This is a genomic window from Acinetobacter sp. EKM10A (assembly GCF_011075215.1).
In the GTDB taxonomy this organism is placed as follows: domain Bacteria; phylum Pseudomonadota; class Gammaproteobacteria; order Pseudomonadales; family Moraxellaceae; genus Acinetobacter; species Acinetobacter baumannii.
Map to the genome: position 1 here is coordinate 15700 of NZ_JAALLK010000012.1, position 21630 is coordinate 37329.

Consider the following 21630-nt stretch of genomic DNA (forward strand, 5'->3'; position numbering starts at 1 on the left):
CCTTCCTTCCTGTATATAGAAAAATAAAGGAAAGAAAGCTATTAACTCAGACCCTCCACCATTAAGTGAGGGTTATTTTGCTTATTGCACCCGTTGCTCAGAGTCAGAAGTTATTCACTGCTAAGCACCACAACAGACGCTAGCTACTCTTTATTTCAACAATTGAAGTAATGCTGTAGCAGTTGCAGCAGAAGAGGCTGGATTTTGTCCAGTAACCAGCAAGCCATCTACTTGAACATGTACTTGCCAATCATCTACTTTAGAATAATGACCACCATTTTCTTTAAGCATGTCTTCGACTAAAAATGGTACAATTTCAGTCAAGCCTACAGCAGCCTCCTCAGTATTGCTAAAACCAGTGACTAATTTACCGCTGACTAAAGGCGCTCCATTACTCGCTTTCACATGACGAAGAACACCTGGGGCATGACACACTGCTGCAACAGGTTTGCCAGACTGAATCGCCTGTTCAATCAGAGAAATTGAAATCGGATCTTCTGCTAAATCCCACAATGGACCATGCCCGCCTGGATAAAACACCGCATCATAATCAGCTACAGAAATTTCGCTAAGTTTATGCGTCTGTGCCAATGCTTGCATTGCAGTTGGATCAGCTTCAAAACGATGAGTGGCTTCAGTTTGCGCATCGGCTAAATTACTTTTAGGATCTAGTGGTGGCTGCCCACCTTGAGGCGACGCCAGCGTAACTTCAGCACCAGAGTCAATAAAGGTGTAATACGGTGCAGCAAGTTCTTCTAGCCAGAAACCTGTTTTCTTACCAGTATTGCCAAGTTGAACATGTGAGGTTAAAACGACTAAAATTTTCATGTTATTTCTCCGATAATTTTCATGATTGAGGAGCATTGTTGCATGATCACTTGCTGTGTGGCGTGAGCATGCCAGATAGCTTATTTAGATGCTCGTCGCAAGAATTTGGCGACTGATCTCTAATGAAACATTTTTGTGTTCGCCTAGCCGTGTCAGATTGTGTGATTTAAGTTGCGTAATGATGATCTCAATATCTGTCTCCCCCAGTCCATAATCGCTAAGACGAGTCGGCAATCCAAGTTGCTCAAAGAAGGCTCGAGTACGAGCAATAGCCGTATCAATACGTTGTTCTTCATCACCTTCGACAATCTGCCAGACACGAGCTGCATACTGTAGTAATTTTTCTCGCTTCTCTTGACGACGCACTTGTAGATTGGCCGGCAACACAATGGCCAAGGTACGAGCATGATCAATACCATGTAAAGCCGTGAGCTCATGTCCAATCAAATGGGTTGACCAATCTTGTGGTACACCAGCTCCAATCAGCCCATTCAGTGCCATGCTAGCAGACCACATCAAATTCGCACGCGTGTCATAATCTGCTGAATCTTCCAAGATTTTCGGTCCAATCTCAATCAGAGTTTGCAATAGACCTTCGGCAAAACGATCTTGTACTTGTGCATTCACAGGGTAAGTTAAGTACTGTTCAATGACATGAACAAATGCATCCACCACGCCATTAGCCAACTGGCGCGTCGGCAAGCTAAAGCTTTTATTCGGATCTAGTACGGAAAATTGCGGAAAAACATAGGGACTGCTAAATGACAATTTGGCTTGGGTCGATTTTCTGGTTACTACACCACCGCTATTCATTTCTGAACCAGTTGCCGGAAGGGTGAGTACACTCGCAAAAGGCAAAGCTTGAGTAATTTTAGTACCATGGGTTTCTAAAATCTCCCATGTATCCCCTGTATAATTGACTGCTGCTGCAATAAATTTAGTACCATCAATTACCGATCCACCACCGACAGCCATCAAGAAATCAATCTTTTGTTCTCGAATCAGCTCTACAGCTTTCATGAGGGTTTCATAACTCGGATTCGGCTCAATTCCGCCAAATTCATGAATTTCTCTTGCACCTAATGCTTCACGCACTTCAGCTAAAGTACCATTCTTACGTGCACTTTCACCACCAAATAACATTAACACTTTTGCTTCTGTAGGCACATAGTCATTGATTTCAGCTATTGTATCGCCACCAAAAATAATGCGGGTCGGATTATAAAAGTTAAAATTCAGCATATTTTTATCCTAGGATGATCAGCTAATTGATTTGAAAAGCCACCGTTATTCATCAAATAAACTTTAAAAAATTGGACAATACTGTGGCTTTTGCCTACACCATGTGCTAACTATACATAAAAATAGACCAGTCGTCTATTTTTTTAAAAAAATTATTTCAGCTTGCCAACTTGAGTGATGCTTAAACAAATTCAGGCTTGTTCTATACCACTTTTATTATTGATGTATTTTCACGAGCGATTGTTGGATGGAAGATATCAACACGTATGACTATTGACATGGTCGTGAACGCATTGGCTGAAACAGTGAATGGCTCATAGAAAATAGCAATGATTAAATATTTTAAAAGCAGATTGGCAAGGTTTAGCAGATGTACAAATGCAGCGCTAAATTAGATAGATTGGTTCAATATAAGGCATGTGGATTCATTCGTTTATTTACCCTGTTTTGGATATTGACCCATGTAAACGATGAGATTAAGCCAATAAATAAAGTAGCCCAACTTGAATAAAAAGCCTCTGACAAACATCATAGGGTTGAAGTGCTGCCTTACATTCAAAATTTCAGACAGCACCCTCATACATTTAAGCATAGGTTTAAGCTGGTAGTTTACTCGCCAAAACATCTACTTTTTCAATAGATGGTGGCTCTGAAAATAGCTCTTCGGCCTGAGCCATCAACGCAGCTGCAACCTTGCCAGATAAATGCGCTTGGCGACCCGCCTCATCAGGAAATGCATCAAAAATACCAAATGTTGTAGGACCAAGACGAAGGCCAAACCACGCAACTGTCGCAGGTTCTTCCATTACAATAGGTAAACCGGCTTTAAGAAAAGCTTCCACTTCGTCTTCTTTACCCGGTTTAGCTTCAAGACGGACATATAAAGCTGTTTTAAGCATGACTAAAACTCCATAATTGATTAGAATTCAAACTGAATCTGACATTGCTAATGTATGCATGTCAGAAAGTTTTGTTGTATAAAAGTTAAAAAAATTTCCCATAGCTGAGCCAAAATTTAGATTTTTATTTCGACATAATGCTATGAATTTATTCAAGTTAATATCATTAACATTTGAATCAAAAATCAAGATATGAGATGATTAAATTCAATCTTAGTTATATAAGGATCAATTGACTCTACCTTAGATTTATAAGCTGACCTCTTCATCTGGAGATTATATTGCTCAAGAAGCATTCAAGAACAACATGTATATCCTCATATCTATGAAAGTTTTTTTGCTAGGAATTTGCTGTGAAACTCTATATGTTTCTCTATAAAGCTCGCAATGAAGTAATAGCTATGGTCATACCCTTCTCTTAGGTTAAGTGTAAGAGGATATTCTTGTTCCAAACAAATATCACTAAGCAGCTTAGGTCTTAACTGTTCTTCAAGAAAATCATCAGCTGTTCCCTGATCGACTAAAATAGGTAAATGAACTTCCGCGTTTTTGATTAATTCAATCGCATCATAGCTTTTCCATAAAGTTTCGTTTTCACCTAGGTAGTGTGTGAAAGCCTTTTTCCCCCAAGGTACTTGGCTAGGTGCAACAATTGGTGCAAAAGCAGAAATACTTTTATACAGCTCAGGGTTTTTTAACCCAATGACTAATGCACCATGACCACCCATGCTATGCCCCATAATGCTTTGGACTTGGTTGGTCGGAAAATTCAGGTCAATCAGATTTCTGAGCTCTTCCACAATATAATCATACATTTTGAAATGCTGTGACCAGGGTGCTTGTGTTGCATTCACATAGAATCCTGCACCTTGGCCTAAATCATAATCTGCATGATCTGGTACATCTTCTCCACGTGGGCTGGTATCTGGTGCAACAATAATGACTTTATGTTCAGCCGCATACTTTTGTGCTCCGGCTTTAGTAATAAAGTTCTGTTCGTTGCAAGTCAGCCCTGATAACCAATATAAAACTGGCAACCGCTCATCTTTGTCATGAGGTGGCAGATATATTGAGAATTTCATTGAACAGTTTAATGCTGTTGACTGATGGCAATACACTTCTTGCGATCCACCAAAAGAAGCATGTTTCTCAATTATTTCCATAATCAATTACCTATGTTGAGCAAGACTTCATGAGAAATCGAGTAAACAAAGAGTCTGTCATTCTCCACAGAGAATAGTGATTAAGATTTAAAATGTAGGCAGGTTTGTTGAACCTATACACGATGCCTACACAGATAGATGGGTTTTACAGATAATGTGCCGTTTTAGAGGATTCCATGCATGTCATTCATGATGCACATGCATGGAAAACTATAAGGTCTGACGGAATTATTCGTAATGAATTACAGTACGAATTGACTTACCTTCATGCATTAGATCAAAGGCTTCATTGATCTGATCCAAGCCCATCGTATGTGTCACAAATGGTTCTAATTGAATTTTACCTTTCATGGCATCTTCAACCATTCCTGGAAGTTGCGTACGACCTTTTACGCCACCAAACGCAGAACCTAGCCATTTACGACCAGTAACCAGTTGGAATGGACGGGTAGAGATTTCTTGACCTGCGCCAGCTACACCAATAATTACAGATTGTCCCCAGCCACGGTGTGCACTTTCAAGGGCTGCACGCATTACATTCACGTTGCCAATACATTCAAATGAATGATCTACACCCCAACCAGTCATTTCGACAATGACTTGCTGGATTGGTTTATCGTAGTCTTTAGGGTTCAAGAAGTCCGTTGCGCCAAACTCTTTTGCCAGCACAAATTTATCTGGATTCATGTCAACCACAATAATACGTCCTGCTTTAGCTTGACGTGCGGCTTGTACGACTGCTAGACCAATACCACCTAAACCAAAGACCGCAACACTATCACCTTCTTGTACTTTAGCCGTGTTGTGTACTGCACCGATACCCGTTGTTACACCACAACCTAGTAAGCAGACATGTTCGTGATTGGCTTCAGGATTGATTTTAGCCAATGATACTTCTGCCACTACCGTGTATTCACTGAACGTTGAGCAGCCCATATAGTGGTAAATCGGTTGACCATTGTAGGAAAAACGAGTGGTGCCATCTGGCATTACGCCTCTACCTTGAGTTTCTCGAACGGAAATACACAAGTTCGATTTTCCAGATTTACAGAATAGGCACTCGCCACATTCAGCGGTGTAAAGTGGAATTACATGATCACCTGGTTTGACGCTAGTCACGCCTTCACCAACCTCAACTACGACACCAGCACCTTCATGCCCGAGAATAGCCGGAAAAACGCCTTCAGGATCATCGCCAGATAAAGTAAATGCGTCTGTATGACACACACCGGTATGGGAAATCTTGATTAATACTTCACCTTTCTTCGGTGGTGCAACATCAACTTCAACAATTTGAAGAGGTTGACCAGGACCAAACGCAACGGCAGCACGTGACTTCATGGAATAATTCCTTATACAGATCTATTTTAAATATGATTTTAGAATCTTGGCGATTTCAGCCAATTCTTCTTTTCGTTGTTGTTCTGTGGTTTCACCTGATACTAAAGTGTCCTTTAAATGAACCTCTAACATCTCATTCATTAGACCATTAATAGCACCACGCACAGAGCATATTTGTTGCAGAATCGCACCACATTCCACATTGTCTTCTAGCGCTTTTTCAATCGCTTGTGTCTGACCTTTGATCTTTCTGACGCGTAGAAGAATCTTTTTTTTGTCTTCAACCTGATTAGGCATCAGACCTCCTTATTTGCTAGCATTGATACTATAGTACCCCATAGTATAAGAAAAGCAATATTTTTTATAAATCGAAAATCAAAAAGACCTTTAGCGAAAATTTTCTATCCCTGTTTTTAGTTTTTTTAAATTAACATCGTAGAGCTGATGATGTGTGCTGAAATAACAGAACACTTTCACTTAGGATATTCTAGGCAACCAACTTATAAAAGTCCTCTGCCATTTGATTTGGTGTCTTAAAATCCAGTCCTTTCTGAATTCTCTGCTGATTATAAAATAGCTCTATGTATTTTGTAATATCTGCTTTGGCTTCTTCCCTCGTTTTATAATTGCGATGATGCACCAATTCGTTCTTTAATATTCCCCAGAAACTTTCAATTGGAGCATTATCATAACAGTCTCCTTTCTTACTCATCGAACCATGAAATCCATATTTTTCAATCATGTTACGATATTCATGACTGCAATATTGACTGCCTCTGTCTGAGTGAACAATTAATCCTTGTGGTGGTTTGCGATTCCTAATTGCCATATTCAGTGCATTGCAGACAAGTTGGGCTGTCATACGTTCACTTAAGCTATAACCAACCACTTGTTTGGTACAAAGGTCTTTTAAAGCCGCTAGATACAGCCATCCTTCAGCTGTCCATATGTATGTAATGTCACTTACCCACGCAATGTTGGGAGTAGTCGCTGTAAAGTTTTGCTCTAACAAATTGTTGTAAACAGAACGACTGTGATCGCTATTTGTTGTCCTTTTAAAACGTTTATGACGTTTACAATACAGTTGATTTAGCCTTTTTATACAACGGACTGCATACGCGCTAATTTGAGTGCCTTGTGACTGTAAGTACTTCGTTAAGCGAATATGACCATAACTTTCTTTAGTTTCTTGATGGGCTATTTTGACAAAGATTGTCTGTTGGTTTCTTTGAATAGCTCGTTTACTTAAGCCTTGCTTTACCCAATCATAAAACCTTGATATTGAAACTTTAAGCAGTCTAGCCATCATCGTTGTTGGGTAGGTGTTTTTGTACTCTTTCATGTAAGCGTACCTCACTGATTTTCCTTGGCAAAGTACGCTGCTGCTTTTTTAGAAACTCTTTCTCCATTTCGGCAGTTTTGAGTTGTTGTTTGAGCTTTTTATTTTCTTCGAGCAGAGCAACGAGGTCAGGTGAATATTGTTGTGTTCCCTCTAATGTTCCTGCTTTTGCTTTATTATACCAATTCGACAGCGTTTGCATGGAAACACCAAGTTGTCGTGCTGTTTCCGAGACATTTCCTTGATTTAACTCAATAGCCTTGATTGCTTCAGCTTTAAATTCTGCCGTATAAATCTTTTGTTTTTTGCTCATGGTAAACTCCTGATGAGTATGTTTAGCTTACCAAGTTAAAGTCTCCGTTTTTGTCAGCACACATCACATTCAGAAGGTTACTTATAATTAAAATGGATTTCTCCATACATACTGATCATACAGTCACGCTTGAATTATTAAAAACCTACCTTCGAATGTTCATCAAAAAACTTCATGCACCGAATGATAAAGTTCCACCCATTGTCGGTTTTGTTTGGAAATTAGAATACTCAGTATTAAAAAGTTACCACTATCATTTCCTATTTTTCATGGATGCGAATACTTTTACAGAAGATAAAAACTTTGCCTATAAACTTGGTGAATTATGGCAAAAAATAACCTTAAAAAAAGGAATCTATCAAAGCTTCAATCATGAAGAGCAAGTACGTAAAAATCTTGCTATTGGTATACTCACTCATGATGATCAAGAAAAAATTGACTCTCTAAATAAGATGATTTATCACATAACCAAAACAGAGCAGTTCATTCTTGAAAGAAGCCAAATTAATCAACGAACATTTGGCTACAGCACCCGCAAGTATGCAACAAGGTAAGTTGAATACTTTATAAAGATTTAGCTAGATGTTTCTTTAATTCTGTTCTTTTCTATTCATTCGACACATAAGGTCACGAATTACGTAAACCCTATATAAGTTTATTTTTTAAACAGTTGAATACCTTATTTCATACATTAATTTACAGCGTGCCGTTTCATCCTAAGGCTCTAATACAAGTGTTTTTTAATTCTTGGCAGCCTTGCTAGGAGTCTGTTTAATGTTGAACTAGAAAGAGGAAATCCGCATGCGTGCTCTTACCTATCATGGTGCTAGGGATGTACGAGTTGAATCTGTTCCAGATCCAGTGATTCAGGAACCAGATGACGTTATTTTAAGGGTGACAGCCACCGCCATCTGTGGCTCAGATCTGCATTTATACCGGGGAAAAATCCCGGCCACTGAAGACGGTGATATTTTCGGCCATGAATTTATGGGAATTGTAGAAGAAGTCGGCCCAGAAGTAACCGAAGTCAAAAAAGGTGATCGGGTAATTATTCCCTTTGTGATTGCATGCGGTCACTGTTTTTTCTGTGAACATGAACTCATGGCTGCCTGTGAAAATACCAATACCGGCCGTGGTGCAATTCTCAATAAAAAACAGATCCCACCAGGGGCAGCTTTATTTGGCTTTAGCCATTTGTATGGTGGTATACCGGGTGGTCAAGCTGAATATGTGCGGATCCCCAAGGGCAATGTCGGACCATTTAAAGTGCCAGGCTCCCTGCCTGATGAAAAAGTATTATTCCTGACCGATATTCTACCAACCGCCTGGCAAGCAGTAAACAATGCCCAAGTTGGTCGAGGTTCCAGTGTGGCGATTTATGGTGCTGGCCCAGTCGGTCTGCTGGCTGCTGCCTGTGCGCGGATGCTCGGTGCCGAGCAGATTTTTATGGTCGATCACCATCCTTATCGTCTGCGTTTCGCACATCAAACCTATGGAGTGATTCCGGTCAATTTTGATGAAGTCGATGCCGCTGAATTTATCATTCAAAATACCACGGGTTATCGTGGAGTCGATGCCGTCATTGATGCGGTCGGTTTTGAAGCCAAAGGCAGCATGCTGGAAACCGTAATGACTAACCTGAAATTAGAAGGTTCGAGTGGTTCAGCGTTAAGACAATGTATTGCAGCGGTCCGCCGCGGCGGTGTGGTGAGTGTACCTGGAGTTTATGCCGGTCCAATTCATGGCTTCCTGTTTGGTGATGCCTTTGACAAAGGTTTAACCTTTAAAATGGGACAAACTCATGTGCATAATTACTTGCCGCAGTTGCTAGAACATATTGAAAATGGAGATCTGTCTCCAGATCTGATCATTACCCATCGCATGAAACTGGAAGATGCTGCGGAAGGTTACCGTATTTTTGATAAAAAAGAAGAAGACTGTCGTAAAGTGATTCTGACGCCATAAATATGATTAAATGAAAGCGCCGTCAGGCGCTTTTTTATTTTTTATCATCATTTTATCAATCCTCTTTTTCTTGTTTTTAAGGGCTTTGTTGCACAAAGATTTGAAATGCAAAGCGCCCCTAATTGAGCCAAATTTAAGGCGTAACTTGGGTAAGTGGTCGACCTAATTCCGTAAATCTGTTAAGGACTGCTACACGTGCATGGATCTCATTCACTTGGCTATCAAAACTCCTTGCACTGAGTTTATCCCCTAATAATTTAATGCAGTTCATCTTAGTTTCAACCAAACTTCGCCGATGATAGCCTGACCATTTTTTCCATAGTGTCCTGCCTAAACGCTTAACTGTTCGAAGTAATTCATTTCGCTCTAGCGAGCTACTCTTTGTATCTTTCCATGGTTTCGCATTTTTTCTAGGTGGAATCACCGCATGCGCTTGCCGATCTGCAATGACCTGACGGCATTGCTTGGTGTCATAAGCTCCATCGGTATAAACAGAGTCAATCCTCTCATCTTGTGGAATCTGATTAAGTAAATCACCAAGCACCTGTGAATTACTGACATTATTGGTTGTAAGCTGAACTGCTCGTATTTGTAGGGTTTTAGAATCTATGCCAATATGAAGTTTACGCCATTGGCGACGATATTCAGGTCCATGTTTCTTGCGTTTCCATTCGCTCTCACCTAGAAACTTCATGCCTGTAGAGTCCATGAGTAGATGCAGCCCATCGCTACTTTTTTGGTAGCTGATTACAATATCAATATGCTTTTGTCTTCTACAAAGCGTGGTGTACGAATATCACTGATATTCGGGGCTGCTCATCCGCAAAGTTTAATCAGACTTTGCAAAAAGCCAGTAACCATACGTAAAGTCAGACGGAATAAGGATTTAATCATTAAGCAGCATTCGATGGCTGCGTCGGAGTATGTTTGATTTCGCCCTTGTTTGCCTTTTGATGGAGCATACCATTGCGTAGCAGGATCAAACCAAATGGCAATATTTCTGCGACTCATGAGTGCTCGGTTATATGCTGGCCAATTGGTTGTGCGGTAGATTTTCTGTGTAGGCTTCTTCATTTGAAAATTATATCGCTGAAAAAGCCGTTACAGATAGGTTTGTGCAACAAAGCCCATCGAGTGCTAAATTGCTTGCATTACTTGCAATGGCATCTGCCAAACGCCCTCTTCAATATAATTATACTCCCATATTACAAGCTTTATATCTATCTAGTTATCTACATTTCTATATTCCTATATTACTACATAACAATATTGAAAGTTACTTATAAAACAATATAATATCCTAACTATATTGCGTAGTAGCTCAGTAGGTAGAGCAGCGGACTGTTAATCCGTTGGTCACTGGTTCGAACCCAGTCTACGCAGCCAATCTCCTTATATGCTCCTCTTGTACTCAGGGACCGAAATGTCATACGCCGACAGAACACCGATGGCAAAATTCTTTGATGCGCTGGCTTATGAAAAGAATGAAGTAAAAGTTACGCACACAAAGGATAAAAAGGGCGTCCATGAGTCGATTCATGTGAAGTTAAGTAGTGGTTTTGCAAAATTTGAAAAGAACAATCAAAAATATGAATTTGTCTTTAATCATCAACACCAAGAAATTAATGAAGATTGCTTTACTTCCGTAAAAGAAAAGTTAGTTAAATAATTAACAATATTAATGGCTTATAATCTATGTAGATTTCTATCTATATTTCTATATTTCTACATAAATTTGTAATTGTTGATGCAAATTCACCGTTTGCACGTTTTTAAAATAGAAACGGCTATTTTGCATTTTGAAACGATTGCATTGCTTTTCGAGTAGTAAGCGTTTATATTCTCAATAGTAAAGTATTTTTATACATTTCTATTTATCACAGGCAGAATAGGTGCAGCGAAATGTTCACAAGAACGGTTCAAACCCTTAAAAATAGCACAGATCTTGTTCAAAGATTTGCTATGCCTGAAATTCATGAAGATTTTGAATTACGCCGTCTTTCTAATAAAGACCGCTATAAACACTACATTCTTATCTTCAAGAATGTAATCAACCAAAAGAAAGATTGGGAAGATGTAAAGGTCGTTGCTGAGATTCAGGAACGCAACCATAATCTTCGATTCAATATTAAGATTTCTAAACAGTATCCAGAACTTGCAGATTATGAAAAGCTTTTAGAAGCTAAAATTAATGCTATCATTAACAATAGCTCATTAGTAATTTCATAAGAAACAAGGATAACTGTGTCTCCTAGTCTTTTAACTCAAGATAATTATCAAAAACTTCTTGATCCGCTACCCCTAGACTTTGACTATGAAAAACCTATTGAAACTAGGTTTTTCTTTAATCAAGTATCTGATTCTATTTTTAAGTTTGTAGAACTTAAAGGCAATCCTGGCTGCGATTATAGTGGCTGCATTGAGGTGCATTATTGCCATTATAATGAAATGGCGAAAGGTGCCATGCTAGCGATAGCTGAAGACCATTGTGATCCTTATGAAGTTGCAGCCGAGGTATTTAAAGCCGGCTTGGACTACGATTATGAAAAACTAATAGGTCGATATACTTATAAGGATTTCACATTTCAGGATCATGAAGAGACCAAATTTGGCAAACAGATCAGAGGGGCATATATTGAAAAAGAATTTCAACAATTTAAAATTGCCACTTTCATTTATCAATTTCTGGCGAATAAATATTCACATTTAATAAGCGACAACCAACAAACCTATCAGGGACACAATTTATGGGTTTTAAGTGTTCTTAAATGGGGGAAGGTAAAAGCTTATGATTGTATTGAGCAAAAATTTATCAGTTCCTTCCATCCTATAGACGAGTCGAAAGGTTTCAAGCCGTGGTCAATTCCTTATAACTTTCCTGAGGAAAATGAAAAGTTTTTAATCATGGATTTTTGCGTGCGAACAGATGTTCCTCTTGCCAACGTAGTGTTAATCGCTCATGGTTAGAAATTTGATGAAGTTGCTTAAAATAAAGCTCGCTTATTGCGAGCTTTTTTGTTTGGATGGCTTGATAACCGATTTCTAAAACTGCTGATCCAAGTAATCGGCGTATTCCACAGATTTTCTACTTTTCTCTTTAAGAAGCAAAATAATCTCATTTCTTATGCCTGCAGGAATTGGGCGCTCTCTTGTTATCCATTGTCTAACTCTGCGTGGATCCACATCAATAGCGCGAGCCAATTCGCTTTGCCAATGCGTGCCGTAGAGTATTTCACCCGCCTGTCTTAATTCTTCCGGCGTCATGCGAGGCGTATCTTGATCAATCTCCATGATTGCCTTCCCAGCTTAATTAAGCCATCATATTATCCTATCTATTGATAGGTTCAAGTTACAATTGATCAATCAAACATTTGTAGCGATCAATATTTTCCTCGGAATTCTCAAGCTCTTCCGTCAAGAAAAACCACACCTCGTTGAATATATTCAATTTCTTTTGAACACCGGCTTTTATCATATGTGTAGCCATGCCAATGACAAGAAAAATTGCTACCCCTATCCAAAATGGCGGGAAAAACAAACAAAGGAACCCGATAATCAAGCAGCCATTTGAAATGTACTTAGTGTTTCTAAAGTTCTTTGTTTCTACCGAAATGTTTTCTTTTACCTCCGATAGGACGTTATTAAATTCTTCTTCGCCGACAAGTTGTTTAATGTGATCTTTAAGCGTCATCTTTTCAGGTTAAAGATCACATGTTTGAGCGCACTCTACAACGAAACATTAAAAACCTGAATCTTATATATCATGATACTGGCTCCTGTTAGGAGCCAAAAACTCACTTAAGATAGCCAGGTATGCCATACCCCCATTGCAATCATAGTTGCTCCGGTAAAACCGACAATACAATACCAAGCCTGCTTAATCTGCGCGATTACCATTTCCTGAATATACATGCTATTGGATAGTTGGGTTACCGACGAGCCTTCTAAATCTCTGCCTAAACTTATACCACGGTAGACCGATAACGCTACAAGTGCCATACCAATCAAGATCAACATAAGTCACCTCATATGTTCAATGTGATTAGTAGCGATAAATCAAAAAAAGACGTAGTTATAATTTTATGAAAGGGAACTAACGAGATTTTGAACATTTTTCGCCATCTTCTTAATATCCTCATCAGCCCGATTTACTTTAAATTCTAGTCGCTCAAGCGTAGTGGTAAGGCTTAAATATTTTTCTCGTTCTTCATCGGTTAAGATAGAAATAAAGGCGTCCTCTGGAGACATTGTAGTAAGTCTCGTTTGGTGCATATCCAAGTTTGCTCGTGCCTCAGATGCCTTCGCGGAAAGCTGGCGTAATCTAGCAGCCTTATTTCTTTCATTCTGCAACGCCGTAAATTTTGACATGAGTGAAAGAATCAGCAAAGCACCTAAAACAATAATTACAGCAAGCATGTAATAGACACTCCCTAATGACATATGCCCATTATAGTAACCCAAAACAGCTTAAAAACAGGCAAAATATGTTAAAAATCAGGCTAATCCGCGATAATTTGAATAGTGGTATATAAAATAATATAAACTACAACTTAGTTAATTGATTTTTAAGGCATTTTTATAGACTTTATCCTCGGCATTTTCCTTCAGGCAATTAAAGCTGATTTTGGTGTGAATTAATCGTTTTTATAACTCTACTCTATTTCGCGTTTTTAGAGCGTTTTAAGCAATTTTAAGCATAAGATATAAAGAGAGTCGTCTAAAGATGAAAAATGCGAAATACGCGAAACGGTGAAGAAATACGATAGCTTTTATGCCGGTTTGAAAGATACATGAGAAGAATCTCTAAAAACCCAAGTGAACCGCGCCTACATTTCCGAGAATAAGAAATATAAGAATGTTCTAAGAAAGTATATTTATATAATCGAAAACTCTCGGAATACCCAAGTACACCCAAGTCTCGGTAAACGTAGAGATAGAGATACGCGGCTAAAGAAAATCCTCAAACATATAAGAAGTGATAGAAATAAACATCAATATAGGCAAACACTTATGCACCAATACTTATAGAAATGTAGAAACCTAGATAGATAGAAATATCGAGGAAATATACAAGCAATCTATCTATATAGAAATGTAGAAAACTAGCAATACACAAAGCCAATCATATAGAGATAAAGAACAAGTAAAACTGTGTAGTAATGTAGAAATCTATATAGATAGATAACAATAGAACTATACGGATAGACATAGGTAAGCGTAGATAGAGATAGAACAGGTATAAGGAAAATAGCTCAATATTTATCTATATAGATATGTAGATAGATAAACAGGTATAAGGAGAGAGATAGAGGATATTAAGCACTTAATAGAGAGATAAGACGGTAAAACAAAGGCGAACGGAGTGAGCCAAAGAATTGTGTGTTTCAATCAATCGTCTTCCTAGCCATTCCTTTGACCAACAGAAAATATAAAAATCAAAACTTCGGGCGACATTCTTATTTTTATAACCAAGCACACCACGGCGCACATAGGTAAGCCGGTCAGCTTCACTTCCAGATTAGCCCATACCACTATTATACCTGCACCTCTCTATCTAGGGTTGAGGCAATGCACCAATCGCCACACATCGCCATCAACCAATAGGTATGCCTAGGCACTTATGTAGAAATATAGAAATCTATCTACACAGCTATATAAATGGATTTTTAGTTTTCTAGCTTTGTTTCCTGCTCTATCTCTATACACTGTTATGCATCTAAGTACACATAGAGTTTTACAGTCATGCCTATAAAACAAAACGAGCTAATGAGCGAGATGGTTAATGCAATCACTACACGCCTTAACGACCTCTATATTCAGTATTACAACGACTTTTTAAGCGTTGAGGCATTTGCACGTTATCACGGTCTATCTATAGAGGATATGCAAAAGCTGATTGATTTGGGCAGACATGTGAATCACAACAGTCTTTGGAAAGAGGATAAGTAATCATGTTATTTATTCATCCTGAATTACGCGCTAATGATTGAAGTTAGCGGTATTGGTATTCGAAAATTTAAAGTTATTCCATTGCCAGCGTAAAGTTGGCTTTTTGACGCTGTACCACGGCATACCAAGGCAAAAATAGGACAAACATGGCATGCCTAGGGGTTTACAATCTAGTGAGCGCTTACTATACTTCTGCCAAATGGGTTTTGGGTTGAGATTTTCTCCCCGACGCGATTTGCTTGATGGGGGTCGTGGCTTATACCGTGTCAGTGGTTTGCACTGTAAAGAAAAGTTCCTTTTCTTGTGGTGGAAATTGGCTAGGTTAGGTTACGTCTCCCCAAACTCTCTCCAAGATTTTCTAGGCAAAATTCTATGGGGGGGTTTGGGGGGGCGTTCCTTAACGTTAGTGGTTTCCGCTGTAAGAAAAGGGCATACCAAAATATAGAATATGGAATTTGAAAAATTAAAAACATTTCCTTAGAATTCCAAATCTATCGAATTAACATAACTTACAACAACTCTGCGTCTGAAAAACTCCTTTGCCCGACGTCCCTCTAGGTCGGGCTTTTTTTATGCTGGATCTTCAAAAATTCGCGGCGCGCATATTGAAAATTAAATTTCCCCACCTAAATACATGAATTAGTGAAATGCAAACTTACATTAACTAAATTTTGTTACACCTATTTCTTCTTGCTAATATTTTCTTCAACTAAATAAACAAGGAGTTTAATAATGCTAGTTAAGCGGAAAATGCTGAAAATTCGTCGCCTTGCAAGTAAAGGTAAATTAGCTCAATGGGGCTTTATATCAGCGAACCAAGCGCAAAAGATTGGGCTAGACAACGGTTTTGTCGTGATTCTTTCATTATTGCAGGGCAAACAGGTAGAACCGAAATTTACCCGCTATAAACTCAGTGATGATATCGGCAGCGAATATGGGATTGAAACGGATGCCGACCTTTCATCCATAGATCAAAGCATCATTGATGCCATTGGTGTAGCGGTCGGTGATATTTATGATGCTGCGGTAAATTATGATGAGAAAACCGCCTATGAAGATGAGCGGGAAGATTTCGAGCGTACCAATCTCATGTTTATAGATATTGAGACTGGTCATGCCTATGACTCAAATCTTAATGAAGCGGTAGGATGGGCATAGGCTCATCCTAATATTCCAAAACAGCCCACCAAAAAAAATCAAAACTTTGGCCGACATCCTATTTTTATAACCAAGCGCCACGCATCTATATAACCAAAGAGCGCCTAGCAGCTCCTTGGAATGCCACCTTCTTATCTTTAACAACCAAGGCAGACCTAGGACTCTAATCACTACCGGGTGCGCGCCCGAACCTCAAGAAAAACCGCCAGCAAACAACCCAATGCATGCCTAGAGAATGTCTGTATAAAGCATATAGATGAAACGCGCACGCACGCGAATAGCGGAGTTTATTTATTAGTGCAAGTTTTTTATTAATGAAAATTTCGATTAAATTTTATTTGCACTAAATAACTTTCAATCAATAAAAAACTTGCACTAAATTTTTATTTGCACTAATATTTAATCAAGCAATAAAGCTTACTAACAAAAGGTCAAAAATCATGAATGCACAAGTTAAAAACACAGAAATTCTAAACATCTTTGCAGACGTTAATTTTTCAGCTCATGAAGCACGTAATGCAATAGTTATAGATCAAGAGACAATAAAAGCGTATGCAAGACAGCAGAAAGTAACGAGCAAAGCAGTAGCAGTACAGCTTGATATAGCAAACGCGATCATAAACCGTATGAATAACAAGCTTGAGACAGAACAAAAAATATCAAGCACGTTATTCAGTGACTTAAAAGAAGCATGTTCACGCTCTATGCTTAATAAAATAGACACGCTTCAAAAAGCTAAGTTTGATTTATCAGATCTAGCAACAATCATCGCTCACACTGATAAATCACACATTGACTTTGTACAAGTGAAAGTCATTAGAAAAATCTTTCAAGCGATTACAGCTATCGCTGAAAACGACAGACGCAAGCTAGACGGTTACACAATGTCAATCTTGCTAAACTTATTACAGTACGGTTCACTTACGGTTAATGAATGTCGTTTATGCTGCACTACTGAAATACGCGCACAGTCGCATGAAAAGAAAGTAAGACAGTATTACTTATCAGCGCACAGCACAGCATCATCACAAGCGTCTAGCTCACGTATGACACTGAGAGCGCTTAATATCTGTAACGTTGTGAAGTCTGTAAAAGACAGTGAAATAACGTTTAATGAAAATTCTCAGTTTATTGAAGCAGTATTGTCATTCTTACAAATGAAAGAGAATACACAACAAGAATTAGAGCGCGTACAGCATGACATTAAGAAAGAGTTAAGCGAAAAACAAGCAAGCGCATAATTTAGTAATCAGTGATATTAGTAAGCACTTACTAATATCACTCTAATAGAGAGTAAGAACATGATTAGCAACGAACATAAACTATTAATCGCTGTGTTAATTATGAGACAAGATAACAAGCGTAATAAGTGAACATGCAAAGATAAAGAAATATAGTAAGTGATTACTATATTTCTTTATATATTAATATCGAAGTCCTAGAAAAAATGCGAATGTGTCGGGTGCATAGCCTGTGTCAATCGCGACCATTTTCCAAACACCCTTTCACCACCAGGCCTATATAACAAATACTTTACCCTTGCGCCGCTTAAATCCATACACTTATCCTTGTCCCAGTACGCCATGTCCATTATTCTTTTCAGGACGACTTTCTAATAATATTTAAGGATCAATATGAAAAGATTTTTTTTGGCTACTTTGATTTTAGTTTGTTCAAATGCAATGGCAGAAGGGGAGGGCCCGTTCGCCGAGTACACCGTGAAACCGAGCGAATCATTAAATGATATAGCCAAGCGTAACGGGACCACGTGGGCAAAGCTGGCAGAAGACAATGATCTCCCTGATCCACCAACTGTTTATGTTGGGCAAAAGCTGGCAATCATGAAAAAGATGAATAAGGACGAATATCTGGCTGCGATTGCAAAGACCCGACCAACGTGCTCAAGCAAAGAAGAATGTGACAAGAAAATGGAAGCTGCTCATTTGTGGGTGAGTAAATACGCTGATTACAAGATCAGAAGTTCAAATAACGTATTAATCGAAACATACGCTCCGCGCGAGTTCACTGGTGAGATCATCGTAAAGGTTTCTAAGGAGCCTTATGGGAAGGGAACCTATGCGATCGTGGCCAACATGTCATGCAATAATCCGAATATGACTAAGCCTTATGACTCGATGACCAGTTGCAAGAGAAACGTTTATAAGGAAATTATTAAGTTCAACGATTTCGTTAGTTCTTATTAGCTTTAAGCTATTTGACCAAGTATAGAGGGAAAAGATGGCTTCAAAGGATGATTTAAATTATGTTGCTTACCACATTATCGAAATTCTGGAAGAACAGGGTTTAGATAATTCTTATATTAACGAAAAAATAGATCGTCTTTACGAATTCGGCGAAAATAAAGCCGCTACATTGCTTTGGGCTTCAAACCAGCTCGATAGTAGAAATTTTAGATTACTTTTGGGCAAACTTAATTTAACTCCCGATCAAGTAAAGATATTTTGTCGCGTATTGAACAAGCTGAAAAAATATTTGGGCTACAATTTATTGAGCTAAGCTTTTTAATTACCTATGATATTCCGAATAAATTAATGCCCCATATATCACTTGGGGCATTTCTTACTGCACTTGGCCAGATTTAATTAACTCTAGCGCTTTTTTCTTCAATTCCTTCCTACGCTCTTTTTCAGCAATCTTTTCTTCGCGAATGGCTTCAATATGCACACCGAAAAGCTGATCAGACAGATTGCCACTTTCAAGCAAACGTGCAAAAGCGTCAACAATCTCGCCTTGAGTGAGTTTATGCTGTTTTGCCATATTTTCTAAGGTCTGGATTGTCTCTGGACGCAAAGTGATGGATGTTCGAACTAAACCTTTTTCTTTATAAAATTTGGAAGAGTTAGTAGCTGCCATTATTTGCTCCAATTAAAATTTGATGAAAATTAAAACTTGCATATTATAGTTATTATTGCATTGATCACGCTGAAATACCACAAAATAAAACGGGCTTGCCCAAAACATTGAACAAGCCCAGAACACTATGCAGCTTTTTTGAAACCGAGCTTTTCAAACTCGAAATTCGCAACGATATTCTCGCCAAAGCCGGGTGTTTCTCTGATGATCTGTAAACGCTGTCTAGCGTGAGATTTGAGCGTTGAATTGTGCTGGTCTGTGAAATCAACAATAAACGCAACGTTTGGACCGAATTTCTTAGCACGTAACCCGCGCCCAATACGCTGGCGTAAGGCAACTTCCGCTTTCCCACCACCGGCAAGAATAATCAACCCGACAGCAGGGACATCCACACCCACATCAAGAATTGTTGTTCCAATCAGTACATCAATATCCTTATTGGCAAGTTCGGTGAGCGCAGATTTACGTTCTCCCTGATCATCTTCACCGCGAATATATCTCGCTCTGATACCTATATCGTCAAACAGCTTCAATAGGGTGTCGCCATGCGAGGTATGCTGGACGAGAACCATCGCCGTCATGCCATATTCACGGGCTTTGAGAATTTCCATACAGATGGCATTGTTCCGCTCTTCGTTTTGCACGATTCCCAAGCGATAGGCAGCTTGCCAAGGGGTAATAGAGTGTAATTTGGCTGGCTTTTTCTTCAATTCGACGATTTTGAAGTAAGGCTTAGCAAGGATTCCGCGATCAATCAGCATTTTTTCCGTAACCTTGATGGCAATCGGTCCGGAACAAGCCATCAAACGCATATTTGACTCTTGGCTTTCACGCATGAACGGCGTTCCGGTCAATGCCAAGCGGTAATAGGCGTTTTTACAGTGGCGCATGATCTCGTAATACGAATTTCCACCTGCCTCATGTGCTTCTTCGAGAATTACGAACTCAAAAAGCTCCAAAAGCTTGATGGTTTGCTGTCTTACGAGTGATTTTTCCTTGAATTTTGCTTCTGCCTTAGCTTGCATCGCTGGCGCCTTGTCCTGAAGCTCCTTTTCATGTTGCAGTGCAAGGTTATGAAGCACTTTTTTGATTTCGGACTCGACTTTACCGACCTTAATTAGCTGTTTTTTAGTGTCCGAAATCTCTTTTTCGTGTTTTTTGACTACGTTGTCATAAAGGATCTGAAATTCCTTCTCTAAAGTCGTCTCTTCCAGCTTGGCGGCGAGGGTTTGAACCATTCCGACCGTCATTTTCTTGATGGAGAGCTGACCTTTTTCATTCACCTGTCCAAAACTGCCATCACCAATGACCGAACATGCAACGCCATTTGCTTCGAATGCATCTTTCATCTGATACATCAGAATCGAACGGGTTGTTAAAAACAAGGTAGGGCGGTTAATTCGGGCCTGACACAACATGGCAATGCGTGATTTACCGCCACCAGTAGCGACTTGAGCGATAATCTGGCCATGACGTACAAGACGATCCATAACTTCCGGCTGGTAATCGTAACGAGGGTCATATCCGTAACTATCTACCACTGGTCGGGCAGGTCCAAGTGGAGCGGGGAGGGGTTTTCGTGCGAGTTTTACTTCAAAACCTGCCTTCTTGAGTCGATCCGTAACATGGACTACAAATCCTGCTGGAAAAGAGCACTTGGCAAAGTCAAAAAATGACGATCTGCCATCCCAACGGTGCTGTCTAAACGCTAGAGTTTCTTCGGCGCCATCCACCAAATAACTAAGCGCCGACTGTACTTCAAGTTTCGCCTCAACAGGAGGCTTGTGTAGGATGGCATTTACGGCGTCATAAGCGATTGTTACAACTTTTCCCATTTCAATACCTTTTGCATTTGCTTAATATTTGGCTTAAATTATAAGTAAGCACTTACTAATATTTCAAAGTAGTTTCCTATGTCAGTTGAATATTTAGAAATCGACCCAGGAGAGCTTTGGCCTAATCCTTGGAATTCAAACGTCGTATCACCTGAAAACGAGCGAAAAATCGAAGAAGGTATTAAACGTCACGGTATGTTTAAGCCAATTATCGTTCGTACCCTTCTTGATGGCCGCTTACAGATCATTGGCGGTCAGCACCGAGCAATGATTGCTAAACGTCTTGGTCTACTCACTGTGCCGGTAATGAACCTTGGGCGCATTGACGAAGCCAGAGCAAAAGAGATCGGTCTAATCGACAACGGTCGTTATGGCGAAGATGACATCGTTAAGCTCAACGAAATTCTTCATGATCTTGGCGGTATCGATGAATTGATCGATGTAATGCCTTGGTCAAGTGAAGAAATCGACATCTTCTCTAGCACTAATATAGCGCTGGACGCTCTAAGCGATCTCGATTCGCCATCAGAGGAAGTTGAATTACCCAAGACAACCAAAGTTCAAACTCACCAAATCATGCGTTTCAAGGTTCCGATCGAGGACGTAGACGCAATTACCAAACTCATCGAGAAGACCATTAAGGCACAGGGCTTTACCGAATCCGACAGCTTGACGAATGCAGGGGATGCCTTGGTTTATCTCTTGGGAAGCAAGTAATGAAACC

24 protein-coding genes, 1 tRNA gene and 2 pseudogenes are annotated in these 21630 nt (G+C 39.4%); 13 read left to right on the top strand and 14 right to left on the bottom strand.

Going from position 1 to position 21630, the window contains the following annotated elements; all coding sequences use genetic code 11:
• Positions 1 to 150: 150 nt before the first annotated feature.
• Entirely contained in the window at positions 151 to 828 is a 678-nt protein-coding gene (locus G9371_RS14155) for a type 1 glutamine amidotransferase domain-containing protein (RefSeq protein ID WP_029423760.1), read from the bottom strand.
• An 84-nt stretch (positions 829 to 912) separates the two neighbouring features.
• Complete coding sequence (locus tag G9371_RS14160; RefSeq protein WP_000931662.1) at positions 913 to 2070, bottom strand: iron-containing alcohol dehydrogenase; 1158 nt, start codon at positions 2068 to 2070, stop codon at positions 913 to 915.
• Positions 2071 to 2255: 185 nt separating this feature from the next.
• On the opposite strand from G9371_RS14160, the pseudogene G9371_RS19230 reads away from it, so the two are divergent.
• Positions 2256 to 2581, top strand: a pseudogene (locus G9371_RS19230) (IS3 family transposase); the annotation flags it as partial.
• A gap of 85 nt (positions 2582 to 2666) precedes the next feature.
• Here the strand turns inward: G9371_RS19230 and G9371_RS14165 are convergent.
• From G9371_RS14165 to G9371_RS14185, 5 genes are all read right to left on the bottom strand, one after another.
• Entirely contained in the window at positions 2667 to 2969 is a 303-nt protein-coding gene (locus G9371_RS14165; protein WP_000920558.1) for a putative quinol monooxygenase, read from the bottom strand.
• Positions 2970 to 3292: 323 nt separating this feature from the next.
• Positions 3293 to 4132 (bottom strand): S-formylglutathione hydrolase, encoded by an 840-nt coding sequence (gene fghA / locus G9371_RS14170; protein WP_000402508.1) that lies wholly within the window; start codon positions 4130 to 4132, stop codon positions 3293 to 3295.
• Between the two features lie 228 nt (positions 4133 to 4360).
• Positions 4361 to 5473 carry an S-(hydroxymethyl)glutathione dehydrogenase/class III alcohol dehydrogenase gene (locus tag G9371_RS14175; RefSeq protein ID WP_000842147.1) on the bottom strand — a complete coding sequence of 371 codons (1113 nt, stop codon included), beginning with the start codon at positions 5471 to 5473 and terminating at the stop codon, positions 4361 to 4363.
• A gap of 21 nt (positions 5474 to 5494) precedes the next feature.
• Complete coding sequence (locus tag G9371_RS14180; protein WP_001133624.1) at positions 5495 to 5770, bottom strand: metal/formaldehyde-sensitive transcriptional repressor; 276 nt, start codon at positions 5768 to 5770, stop codon at positions 5495 to 5497.
• Positions 5771 to 5960: 190 nt separating this feature from the next.
• A protein-coding gene (locus tag G9371_RS14185) for an IS3 family transposase (RefSeq protein ID WP_085942965.1) occupies positions 5961 to 7125 on the bottom strand; the annotation gives its coding sequence in 2 pieces (ribosomal slippage) (positions 5961 to 6858 and positions 6857 to 7125; 1167 coding nt in all).
• A gap of 50 nt (positions 7126 to 7175) precedes the next feature.
• Between G9371_RS14185 and G9371_RS14190 the strand changes: the two genes are divergently transcribed.
• Both G9371_RS14190 and G9371_RS14195 read left to right on the top strand, forming a co-directional pair.
• Positions 7176 to 7679 (top strand): inovirus-type Gp2 protein, encoded by a 504-nt coding sequence (locus G9371_RS14190; protein WP_002017364.1) that lies wholly within the window; start codon positions 7176 to 7178, stop codon positions 7677 to 7679.
• A 247-nt stretch (positions 7680 to 7926) separates the two neighbouring features.
• On the top strand, positions 7927 to 9090 hold the full coding sequence (locus tag G9371_RS14195) for a zinc-dependent alcohol dehydrogenase (RefSeq protein WP_001202407.1): 1164 nt from the start codon (positions 7927 to 7929) through the stop codon (positions 9088 to 9090).
• 133 nt (positions 9091 to 9223) lie between these two features.
• Here the strand turns inward: G9371_RS14195 and G9371_RS14200 are convergent.
• Positions 9224 to 10164 (bottom strand): annotated as a pseudogene (locus G9371_RS14200) (IS5 family transposase).
• A 236-nt stretch (positions 10165 to 10400) separates the two neighbouring features.
• On the opposite strand from G9371_RS14200, the gene G9371_RS14205 reads away from it, so the two are divergent.
• The 4 genes from G9371_RS14205 (at position 10401) to G9371_RS14220 (ending at position 12057) form a co-directional block, all read left to right on the top strand.
• Positions 10401 to 10476, top strand: a tRNA-Asn gene (locus tag G9371_RS14205).
• Positions 10477 to 10513: 37 nt separating this feature from the next.
• Positions 10514 to 10759 carry a hypothetical protein gene (locus G9371_RS14210; RefSeq protein ID WP_000119273.1) on the top strand — a complete coding sequence of 82 codons (246 nt, stop codon included), beginning with the start codon at positions 10514 to 10516 and terminating at the stop codon, positions 10757 to 10759.
• Positions 10760 to 10992: 233 nt separating this feature from the next.
• A complete protein-coding gene (locus G9371_RS14215; RefSeq protein WP_000495140.1) occupies positions 10993 to 11319 on the top strand; it encodes a hypothetical protein in 327 nt (108 codons plus the stop codon).
• 15 nt (positions 11320 to 11334) lie between these two features.
• Positions 11335 to 12057 (top strand): hypothetical protein, encoded by a 723-nt coding sequence (locus tag G9371_RS14220; RefSeq protein ID WP_000075093.1) that lies wholly within the window; start codon positions 11335 to 11337, stop codon positions 12055 to 12057.
• A 75-nt stretch (positions 12058 to 12132) separates the two neighbouring features.
• On the opposite strand, the gene G9371_RS14225 is transcribed toward G9371_RS14220, so the two are convergent.
• The 4 genes from G9371_RS14225 to G9371_RS14240 form a co-directional block, all read right to left on the bottom strand.
• Positions 12133 to 12381, bottom strand: coding sequence for a hypothetical protein (locus tag G9371_RS14225; RefSeq protein ID WP_000401859.1), 249 nt, complete (start codon positions 12379 to 12381; stop codon positions 12133 to 12135).
• Positions 12382 to 12439: 58 nt separating this feature from the next.
• Positions 12440 to 12781 carry a hypothetical protein gene (locus tag G9371_RS14230; protein ID WP_000172716.1) on the bottom strand — a complete coding sequence of 114 codons (342 nt, stop codon included), beginning with the start codon at positions 12779 to 12781 and terminating at the stop codon, positions 12440 to 12442.
• Positions 12782 to 12888: 107 nt separating this feature from the next.
• Positions 12889 to 13107, bottom strand: coding sequence for a hypothetical protein (locus G9371_RS14235; RefSeq protein WP_000906141.1), 219 nt, complete (start codon positions 13105 to 13107; stop codon positions 12889 to 12891).
• Positions 13108 to 13170: 63 nt separating this feature from the next.
• Positions 13171 to 13506, bottom strand: coding sequence for a hypothetical protein (locus tag G9371_RS14240; RefSeq protein WP_000881636.1), 336 nt, complete (start codon positions 13504 to 13506; stop codon positions 13171 to 13173).
• A gap of 1350 nt (positions 13507 to 14856) precedes the next feature.
• Here G9371_RS14240 and G9371_RS14245 point away from each other — a divergent pair.
• From G9371_RS14245 to G9371_RS14265, 5 genes are all read left to right on the top strand, one after another.
• The gene (locus G9371_RS14245) at positions 14857 to 15039 is read left to right on the top strand and encodes a hypothetical protein (protein ID WP_223233739.1); all 183 of its coding nucleotides are present in this window, start codon (positions 14857 to 14859) and stop codon (positions 15037 to 15039) included.
• A gap of 732 nt (positions 15040 to 15771) precedes the next feature.
• Positions 15772 to 16197, top strand: coding sequence for a hypothetical protein (locus tag G9371_RS14250; RefSeq protein WP_000960557.1), 426 nt, complete (start codon positions 15772 to 15774; stop codon positions 16195 to 16197).
• A gap of 440 nt (positions 16198 to 16637) precedes the next feature.
• Positions 16638 to 17438, top strand: a complete 801-nt coding sequence (locus G9371_RS14255) for a hypothetical protein (RefSeq protein WP_000993863.1) — start codon at positions 16638 to 16640, stop codon at positions 17436 to 17438.
• Between the two features lie 393 nt (positions 17439 to 17831).
• On the top strand, positions 17832 to 18401 hold the full coding sequence (locus G9371_RS14260; RefSeq protein ID WP_000819256.1) for a LysM peptidoglycan-binding domain-containing protein: 570 nt from the start codon (positions 17832 to 17834) through the stop codon (positions 18399 to 18401).
• A 34-nt stretch (positions 18402 to 18435) separates the two neighbouring features.
• Entirely contained in the window at positions 18436 to 18714 is a 279-nt protein-coding gene (locus tag G9371_RS14265) for a hypothetical protein (RefSeq protein ID WP_000146944.1), read from the top strand.
• A gap of 63 nt (positions 18715 to 18777) precedes the next feature.
• Here G9371_RS14265 and G9371_RS14270 read toward each other — a convergent pair whose 3' ends face one another.
• Both G9371_RS14270 and G9371_RS14275 read right to left on the bottom strand, forming a co-directional pair.
• Positions 18778 to 19071, bottom strand: a complete 294-nt coding sequence (locus tag G9371_RS14270) for a hypothetical protein (RefSeq protein ID WP_000741665.1) — start codon at positions 19069 to 19071, stop codon at positions 18778 to 18780.
• A 125-nt stretch (positions 19072 to 19196) separates the two neighbouring features.
• Positions 19197 to 20906 carry a DEAD/DEAH box helicase gene (locus G9371_RS14275; protein ID WP_000521251.1) on the bottom strand — a complete coding sequence of 570 codons (1710 nt, stop codon included), beginning with the start codon at positions 20904 to 20906 and terminating at the stop codon, positions 19197 to 19199.
• Positions 20907 to 20984: 78 nt separating this feature from the next.
• Here G9371_RS14275 and G9371_RS14280 point away from each other — a divergent pair, with 78 nt between their 5' ends.
• Positions 20985 to 21623 carry a ParB/RepB/Spo0J family partition protein gene (locus tag G9371_RS14280; RefSeq protein WP_000110211.1) on the top strand — a complete coding sequence of 213 codons (639 nt, stop codon included), beginning with the start codon at positions 20985 to 20987 and terminating at the stop codon, positions 21621 to 21623.
• Positions 21624 to 21630 lie beyond the last annotated feature (7 nt).

Bases quoted from the DNA above. Each gene is read 5' to 3' on its own strand.
- G9371_RS14155 (WP_029423760.1), bottom strand. From the start codon at position 828: ATGAAAATTTTAGTCGTTTTAACCTCACATGTTCAACTTGGCAATACT.
- G9371_RS14160 (WP_000931662.1), bottom strand. From the start codon at position 2,070: ATGCTGAATTTTAACTTTTATAATCCGACCCGCATTATTTTTGGTGGC.
- G9371_RS14165 (WP_000920558.1), bottom strand. From the start codon at position 2,969: ATGCTTAAAACAGCTTTATATGTCCGTCTTGAAGCTAAACCGGGTAAA.
- fghA (WP_000402508.1), bottom strand. From the start codon at position 4,132: ATGGAAATAATTGAGAAACATGCTTCTTTTGGTGGATCGCAAGAAGTG.
- G9371_RS14175 (WP_000842147.1), bottom strand. From the start codon at position 5,473: ATGAAGTCACGTGCTGCCGTTGCGTTTGGTCCTGGTCAACCTCTTCAA.
- G9371_RS14180 (WP_001133624.1), bottom strand. From the start codon at position 5,770: ATGCCTAATCAGGTTGAAGACAAAAAAAAGATTCTTCTACGCGTCAGA.
- G9371_RS14195 (WP_001202407.1), top strand. From the start codon at position 7,927: ATGCGTGCTCTTACCTATCATGGTGCTAGGGATGTACGAGTTGAATCT.
- G9371_RS14210 (WP_000119273.1), top strand. From the start codon at position 10,514: ATGTCATACGCCGACAGAACACCGATGGCAAAATTCTTTGATGCGCTG.
- G9371_RS14215 (WP_000495140.1), top strand. From the start codon at position 10,993: ATGTTCACAAGAACGGTTCAAACCCTTAAAAATAGCACAGATCTTGTT.
- G9371_RS14225 (WP_000401859.1), bottom strand. From the start codon at position 12,381: ATGGAGATTGATCAAGATACGCCTCGCATGACGCCGGAAGAATTAAGA.
- G9371_RS14230 (WP_000172716.1), bottom strand. From the start codon at position 12,781: ATGACGCTTAAAGATCACATTAAACAACTTGTCGGCGAAGAAGAATTT.
- G9371_RS14235 (WP_000906141.1), bottom strand. From the start codon at position 13,107: ATGTTGATCTTGATTGGTATGGCACTTGTAGCGTTATCGGTCTACCGT.
- G9371_RS14240 (WP_000881636.1), bottom strand. From the start codon at position 13,506: ATGCTTGCTGTAATTATTGTTTTAGGTGCTTTGCTGATTCTTTCACTC.
- G9371_RS14245 (WP_223233739.1), top strand. From the start codon at position 14,857: ATGAGCGAGATGGTTAATGCAATCACTACACGCCTTAACGACCTCTAT.
- G9371_RS14250 (WP_000960557.1), top strand. From the start codon at position 15,772: ATGCTAGTTAAGCGGAAAATGCTGAAAATTCGTCGCCTTGCAAGTAAA.
- G9371_RS14255 (WP_000993863.1), top strand. From the start codon at position 16,638: ATGAATGCACAAGTTAAAAACACAGAAATTCTAAACATCTTTGCAGAC.
- G9371_RS14260 (WP_000819256.1), top strand. From the start codon at position 17,832: ATGAAAAGATTTTTTTTGGCTACTTTGATTTTAGTTTGTTCAAATGCA.
- G9371_RS14265 (WP_000146944.1), top strand. From the start codon at position 18,436: ATGGCTTCAAAGGATGATTTAAATTATGTTGCTTACCACATTATCGAA.
- G9371_RS14270 (WP_000741665.1), bottom strand. From the start codon at position 19,071: ATGGCAGCTACTAACTCTTCCAAATTTTATAAAGAAAAAGGTTTAGTT.
- G9371_RS14275 (WP_000521251.1), bottom strand. From the start codon at position 20,906: ATGGGAAAAGTTGTAACAATCGCTTATGACGCCGTAAATGCCATCCTA.
- G9371_RS14280 (WP_000110211.1), top strand. From the start codon at position 20,985: ATGTCAGTTGAATATTTAGAAATCGACCCAGGAGAGCTTTGGCCTAAT.